At 63.8% G+C, this 6907-nt stretch carries 6 protein-coding genes and 2 pseudogenes; 3 read left to right on the top strand and 5 right to left on the bottom strand.

Annotated elements, in window-relative coordinates; translation table 11 throughout:
• The 3 genes and pseudogenes from RM96_RS38420 to RM96_RS03620 all read left to right on the top strand — a co-directional run.
• Positions 1 to 87 (top strand): annotated as a pseudogene (locus RM96_RS38420) (IS5/IS1182 family transposase); the annotation flags it as partial.
• Between the two features lie 102 nt (positions 88 to 189).
• Positions 190 to 2010 (top strand): PAS domain-containing sensor histidine kinase, encoded by a 1821-nt coding sequence (locus RM96_RS03625; RefSeq protein WP_039007775.1) that lies wholly within the window; start codon positions 190 to 192, stop codon positions 2008 to 2010.
• Positions 2007 to 2645: a response regulator transcription factor gene (locus tag RM96_RS03620; protein WP_039007773.1), complete on the top strand. Its 639-nt coding sequence runs from the start codon at positions 2007 to 2009 to the stop codon at positions 2643 to 2645. Before RM96_RS03625 ends, RM96_RS03620 begins: the two co-directional genes overlap by 4 nt.
• A gap of 281 nt (positions 2646 to 2926) precedes the next feature.
• Here RM96_RS03620 and RM96_RS03615 read toward each other — a convergent pair whose 3' ends face one another.
• From RM96_RS03615 to RM96_RS03595, 5 genes and pseudogenes are all read right to left on the bottom strand, one after another.
• Positions 2927 to 3250 carry a hypothetical protein gene (locus RM96_RS03615; protein WP_052279303.1) on the bottom strand — a complete coding sequence of 108 codons (324 nt, stop codon included), beginning with the start codon at positions 3248 to 3250 and terminating at the stop codon, positions 2927 to 2929.
• A gap of 618 nt (positions 3251 to 3868) precedes the next feature.
• Entirely contained in the window at positions 3869 to 4510 is a 642-nt protein-coding gene (locus RM96_RS03610) for a response regulator transcription factor (protein WP_039007771.1), read from the bottom strand.
• Between the two features lie 156 nt (positions 4511 to 4666).
• Positions 4667 to 5176 carry a lecithin retinol acyltransferase family protein gene (locus RM96_RS03605; protein WP_039007769.1) on the bottom strand — a complete coding sequence of 170 codons (510 nt, stop codon included), beginning with the start codon at positions 5174 to 5176 and terminating at the stop codon, positions 4667 to 4669.
• Positions 5177 to 5378: 202 nt separating this feature from the next.
• Positions 5379 to 5701: pseudogene (locus RM96_RS36695) on the bottom strand (aldehyde dehydrogenase family protein); the annotation flags it as partial.
• A 3-nt stretch (positions 5702 to 5704) separates the two neighbouring features.
• A complete protein-coding gene (locus RM96_RS03595; RefSeq protein ID WP_063925967.1) occupies positions 5705 to 6631 on the bottom strand; it encodes an alpha/beta hydrolase in 927 nt (308 codons plus the stop codon).
• Between the last annotated feature and the right edge of the window lie 276 nt (positions 6632 to 6907).

Below are 6907 nucleotides of genomic sequence, written 5' to 3'. Positions count from 1 at the left end.
GTCTCCACTCGGTACGACAAGCGAGCCGACAGCTATCTCGTCTTCGCATCGCTCGCCTGCGCCTTCGGACCATTGGTTCAATTGTGAACAGACCCTAGGAAACCATGTTATCGAGCCCCCATGAAGAGAGTGCGTCGTTTTCCCTTTCCGTCTGTCTTCGGCTGGGCCGCCAGCCCCGAGAGGTCCGGCATGACCGAGTCATTCCCCGCCATCGGCCCGGCGCGCCCCGGCACGCGGGCACAGTCGCTGGTCGCGCTCGCGCTCGCGCTGGCGATCTTCCTGATCGATGCACTGACGCCGCTGGATATCGCCATTGCCGTACTTTACGTGGTGGTGGTACTGCTGGTCGCGCTGGGCGGATCGCGGCGGAGAACGCTTGCCGCGGGTGTGGCCTGTGTCGTCCTGACGCTGATCGGGTTCGGGCTTTCCCGGGACTTTAACGACAGCGCCGGCTCGCTGGCGCGCTGCGTAATCAGCCTGCTGGCGATCACGATTACGTCGCTGCTGGCGATGCGCAACCTGGCCAGCACGGCGCGCCTGCGCGATCAGATCCAGATGCTGAACCTGACGCATGACGCTATCGTCGTGTACGACATGAAGGACAGTGTCACCTTCTGGAACCGCGGCGCCGAGCAGGTCTATGGCTGGACCGCGGATGAGGCCATGGGCCAGTCGGTCCACCGGCTGACACAGACCCGTTTTCCTGTCCCTGCAGAACATATTCAAGCCGAACTGCTGCGGACCGGAAGCTGGGACGGCGAACTGCAGCGCACGCGCCGCGACGGCAAGCCGCTCACCATTTCCAGCCGCTGGGCGCTGTGGCGAGACCAGTCCGGAAAGCCGGCCGCCATCCTCGCCACGAGCAACGACATTACCGAACGCAAGCAGGCCGAAGCCGCGCTGACACGCAGCGAGGCCTTCCTCGCCGAGGCTCAGCGGCTCAGTAAGACCGGCAGCGTGGCGCTGAGGCTGCCGGAGGAGGAGGTAAGCTGGTCGGATGAGGCCTACCGCATCCTGGGCTACGATTTGAGCGTACAGCCCACTTCCGATCGCATGTTGAAGCGGACGCACCCGGACGACCTGGCGCTGGTACAGGAAGCCCGCGCGCAGATTCGGGCGGGTGTGCCGCACATCGACGTGATGCACCGCTTGCTGATGCCGGACGGCTCGGTCAAGCATGTGCATCTGGTGGCCAGGCTAACCACTGCTGCCGCAGGCCACCTCGAGTATGTCGGAGCCCTGATGGATGTGTCGGAGGCCACGCTGACGCAACAGGCGCTGCAGCGCTCGCTGACCGAACTGGCCCACGTCACGCGCATCACTACGCTGGGCGAACTCGCTGCCTCGATTGCCCACGAGGTCGCCCAGCCGATCGCGGCCATCGTCACCTGCGCGGATGCCGCGCTGCGATGGCTGCACCGCCCGCAGCCTGACATCGACGAAGCCACGCGATCGATCCGGCAGATGATCTCCGACGCCAAGCGCTCCAGCGAGATCATCCGCCAGATCCGCGCGATGGCGCAGAAGCGCGATCCCAGCTACGGCGAAGTCGATCTGAACGCGCTGGCGCGAGAATCGGTGGAACTGCTGCGCCGCGAACTGCAGGACCATGGCATCGAAGCCATGCTGCAGCTGGATGAACCGGCTTCGCTGATCCGCGGCGACCGCGTGCAGCTGCAACAGGTGCTGGTCAATCTGGTGGTGAACGCTGTGCAGGCGATGCATGATGTGGCCGGGCGCCGGCGCCGCCTGTGGATCAGCACCTGCCGGGTCGAACCGGAGCAGGTGCAGCTGACGGTCCGCGATTCAGGCAACGGCTTTCTCGCTGGGGACGCCGAGCACCTGTTCAACCCATTCTTCACCACCAAGGCGGATGGCATGGGCATGGGCCTGTCCATCTGCCGGTCGATCGTCGAAGCGCATGGAGGCCGGATCTGGGCGGAATGCCCGGATGACGGCGGCGCGTCGCTGCAAATGTTGCTGCCGATTCAGCATGAGGACGGAAAATGAGCAATAAGCCAGGTGGCGCTCCCGTTGTCTACGTGGTGGATGACGACGATTCCATGCGGGCGGCGCTCAGCATGCTGCTGCGTTCTGTGGGCCTGCACGTCGAGGTTTTCGCCTCGGCGCAGGAATTCCTCGCGCACAAGCAGGCCGACGCGCCAAGCTGCCTGGTGCTGGACGTGCGCCTGAAGGGCCAGAGTGGCCTGGCGGTTCAGGAACAGATTACCGCGAGCGGCATGCCCATCCCCATTGTCTTCATGACCGCGCATGGCGATGTCGCCATGACCGCGAAGGCCATGAAGGCGGGTGCCACCGATTTCCTGGCCAAGCCGTTCCGCGACCAGGATATGCTGGATGCGGTCAGCAGCGCGCTGGCGCGCGACGAAGCACGCCGTACCTCCGACCAGTCTTGCGCCGACCTGCGCCGCCGCTATCAATCCCTGACCCCGCGCGAGCGCGAAGTGATGGCGCTGGTAGTACGGGGCCTGATGAACAAGCAGATAGCCGCGGAGATGAACCTGAGCGAGATCACAGTAAAGCTCCACCGCGGCCAGGCCATGAAGAAAATGGGATCCAGGTCGCTGGCGGACTTCGTGCTCAAGGCCGAAGCGCTTGGCGTGGTCTCCGGCTCGCTCTCCTGAGGTGCGGTTCCAGCCAGCGCGCCTATCGCTGGCACCGGCACGCCGTCAAAGCGGCACCCACAACGCGACGACCGCGGCCATCGCGCAACTGGCGGCACACATGCCAAGCCACGCTGCTGTCAACAGGACAAGCCTGTGGCTACCGGGGCACGGCAGCTTTGAGTCGCCGGGAGCGGCGCGCGCCGGATCAAACAGAGCAACGTTGTTCATCACGGACCTCCGTGGGCGGAATCGCCGCCAGGAAACAGGGGCTGCCCACGCGGTGATGGGCAGCCTTGGCATCAGCCTTTCGCCGTGCCGTCGCCGGCCGGCGATTTCAGTACGCCGGCCAGGTCACGGCCGGCGACCAGTTCGCCGTCGAACGGGCGGGACGTCCCTTCCAGGCGGGCGCCCTCGGTAAAGGGGTCGAATTTTTGGTCAGTCCGACCGCTGCGCGCACCATCGGTGGAGGCGTCGCGCTTGCTGTTGCCGTTGAAGTTGTAGCCGTACCGGTCTGCACTGCCGGGGCTGGTACGCGGGTCGGCAGCGTGGGCCACGCCGGTGGCCAGAACGCTCGCGCCGATGAGGCCGGCGCTGGCAAGGCGGAGTTGGGTGCGTGTGGTCATGATTTCCTCGGGTCGGTGATAGATGGCGCCGGCACAGCTCACCGGCAAGCAGAATATGGCGTTGCGGATCGCGCCTTGGACTGTGGAACTGCACGGCCCGGGTGCGATGCACGCCTTGCTTTCGGGATCGTCGAGCGGGCTCGATTTCCCTAGCTCGAAGCATAGGTGCGACGGTGCGCGCGCGCCTTTATGCGTGCGTTGGCTTTTGCTAGCGCATCGGCTAGCTCCAAGCCATACCTTGGTTTAGGCGGAGCTGGCTGCAAGCGCCATGCCCATGCCCTGCCGGGATACGTAGTAGGGACAGGCCCGCCGATGGCGCGATATACCGGGGTGTGAAGCGGTCAAGCCATCCGGCGCGGTGGGCTACCGTTTGTAGGTCTGGCGATGCCCGGTGGCGCGGAGGAAGCCAAGTCTATGAGCGCGCCGCCGCAAGAAGGAGCGCCATGGCCCAGTCGCGGGGGACATCATTCGCAACGAGTGTGATTATGGCTCTTCGCCGCCGCAGCGGTACTTGTACGCTGACTTGCGGTGCATGCCAAAGCCCTGGCGAATGGTCGGTAATGGAATGCACCCCGAGCACTCGCTCCTTTCGACGACAGTGTTACTACGGACAGGCCGTTAGTGCCTGTGGCCCCTGGTGGGCAGGTACGTCTCAAGCTCCAGCCGGCCTGCCTGCCTGACGAGTTTGGCAAATGAGCCCGCTTGCATCTTCTTCATAATGTGACCACGATGCACCTGCACGGTGTACTCAGTGATCCCCAGTACGTCCGCTGCCTGCTTGTTCAACAACCCCCCGACGAGCAAAGGCAGAAGCTCTTTCTCTCTTGGGGTCAGGGCTTCGTACAACGCTCGTAGGGCAGCAGCTTCTGCCGCATTTCCTCGCTGCAAACGCGTCCTGGCAATTGCCGTGTCGACTGCTCGGAGTAGAGCATCCCCACTGATGGGCTTAACCAGGAAGTCAACGGCCCCGCTCTTCATCGCCAAAACCGTGGAAGGCACGTCATTCCTTCCTGTGATGAAAACGATCGAAGCATGAGAGTTGTTAATAACCTGCTCCTGGACTTCCAGGCCGCTCATGCCCGGCATGCGCATATCAAGAATCAAGCATGCCACTGCGTCCCACTGAATTGATTCCAGAAACTCCTTCCCCGAGTTGAACGACAGCACACTTTTTCCATGGGCGCGCAGCAGGCTTGTTACCGCTTCCCGGACGCTTGCATCGTCATCGACGACACACACAAATTGATTGACCGACTCCATGGTCCCTTCTCCATCATTACATCAGCGTGCTTCCCTTCTCTCTGTGGCGACTCAAGCGGCTGAGGCGACGAGAATTTCCTGCCGCTCTGAATTGAAATGGCGCTCAAAGCACGCCGCGCCAGGGATAGCCCCGCAACTGCCGGCAAGAATCGATCGTCAGCTCACGCAAGGTCCAGTGCGCCCCATCGGCCATGCCGCCGCAAGGAATGCAGCGAACAGGCATAGCGCAGTCCGAATAGCCGCGCGCGGGTCGATGAAGCACGCAAGCACCTGTTCGCTACGGCTTTCCCCATACAGGCACCAGGCGCAGAAATGTTCGCAGTTATTAGTCAGCAGCCTGTAATGATTCTCGCCTAATCGAGAGCGTGCGCGCCGCACGGCTTCGTGCCTGGCGTACACCGGATCAGCGCTTGGCACGAGCAAGACTTCGTATCCGGCAGCGAACCGCGTGATGCTGACCTCCTCGACAGGCCCGCGACGCAACGACCCGGCAAGTCCGGCGTAGTGCACCACCTTGCCGTCGCCCACATAGATGCCATGGTGGCTGTAGCCGTTGCGCGGGGTAAGGAGATGCGCACCAAGCGGCGGTTCTGTGCCGGCATCGAGAGCGCGGTGCGTCAGGACTGTGTTGGCGGTGCGACCTTGGTCGCGGGTTGGCTGGTCCATTTCGGATGCCCAGGCGGTCAGGTGAACTTGAGAGAAGCCTAAGCCCGGCAACACATTAATGACAATTAAACATTCTTCTATTGATCATAAATTTTCATTTATGCCATGCGTGTTGCTACTGGATCGACGATGGGTCATCGGCGGCGCCTGGTAGGCCACTGCGTATCGCATCGAGGTGCGCGGTCCGCGAGGGGACCGCGTTGCCTTCCTCCACGATGTGCCGGCTCGAGGCCGTGCAGCGTTGCCCTGTGGAGAAGAATGCACTCCGCACCGCGCATTCGACTGCGACTTCCAGGTCGGCGTCATCGAGCACCGCCATCCGGTTCTTGCAGCCCATCGCGAACCGGACCTTGGCCAGCCGCTGCGCTGCAGCCTGTGCTACACGAGTGCCGGTGGCGGCCGAACCGGAAACGAAATCGCGTCGATGCGCCGGTCGTCAAGCATGGCCCGGCCGACTTGCGAGCCGCAGCCCATCATGAGGTTTAACGGTTCCCGCCAGCAACAGCCCGGCACCCGTTCCGCCGGCTATCACCTGCGCTCGCTACGCTTCTCGCCGTCCACGTCGGTCATGCCTGTCGGGCCGGCCTCGGCTGGATCGAGCTGTCCGCTGCGCAAGTAGGCCGTGATCGGGGCCCAGAAGCGGGCTGCCTGGTCGCCTTCGATCGCGGCGTTGTGAACCAGGCCACTGTAGGCGACCAGGCGATGCGGCCCCGCAGCGGCGCCGGCAAGCCGCTCTGAGTTGGCGAAGGGGATGAGTTTGTCGGAACGGCTGTGCGTTAGCAGTAGCGGCAGCGTGAGCTTGCGCACCTGGGCTTCGTTGTCCCAGGGTTCGGGCAGCAGAGGTGCAAGCCAGGACGGCACGATGCCAGTGGCAACCGCCGCGGCGTGCGCCGTGGCGAATCCGGCGGCGATCACGACGCCGGACGGCGCCGGGGACAGGGAGTTGACGATATCAAGCAGCACCCCCGAACCGAGGGAGTAACCGAGGACGTAGCGCCGCGCCGCCAGCGGCGTGTCCGCGACAAAGCGGCGGTAGGCTTCCAGGCCATCCTGGTGCAGGTTGTTCACGTTGGGCCGGCCGCTGCTGGCGCCATAGCCGCTGTAGTCGAACACGAAGGAGGATATGCCCTCGTGGTAGAGCAGAGCCTGCACGATGGCCCAGTCCGAGAGGTTTTCTTCGTCGCCGTGGCAAATCATCAAAGCCGGCGCGGCCGGGTCAGCCGCCTGCACGTAAGAAGCACGCAGCTTGCGTTGCGAACTGGCGAAGACAATTTGCCGTGACGGTATGCCGAAGCTCTCGGGCGTGAAGGCGCCGGCGGGCTTCGGCTCGAACGCTTCGCGCTCTATCGCGGCAAACAATGCGAGCCGGCCGAGTCCGACCAGCATGGCCAGGCAGGCTACCCCTGCCAGCCAGCGGGTGAGGGAATGATTGCCCTTGCGATCCATGCCTGCCATGACGCTTGCCCATCCTCATGGCGTCGTGCCGACCGCGATCATCCAGGGGTCGCTCCCGGTCGGGCACGGATGGATCGTCGCGACTCGACTTGGCATGCCGAACGAGAAACAGGTCTTCATAGTCCATCCTGGTTCATGGGGAATTCTCTCGATTTCCGCGCGTCTGCGGTCAGCAGGCGGCGACTGGCCTCGCCGTCACGCCCGCCCCATGGTGAACCGAGATGAATGTGATTGCAACAGGATGAACGTCCGGGCGCCATCTGTTGGCTGGACAGC

The organism is Cupriavidus sp. IDO, from assembly GCF_000812465.1.
Lineage (GTDB): Bacteria > Pseudomonadota > Gammaproteobacteria > Burkholderiales > Burkholderiaceae > Cupriavidus.
Note: the sequence above shows the minus strand (reverse complement) of the source record. Positions and strands in the feature narration are given on the sequence as shown.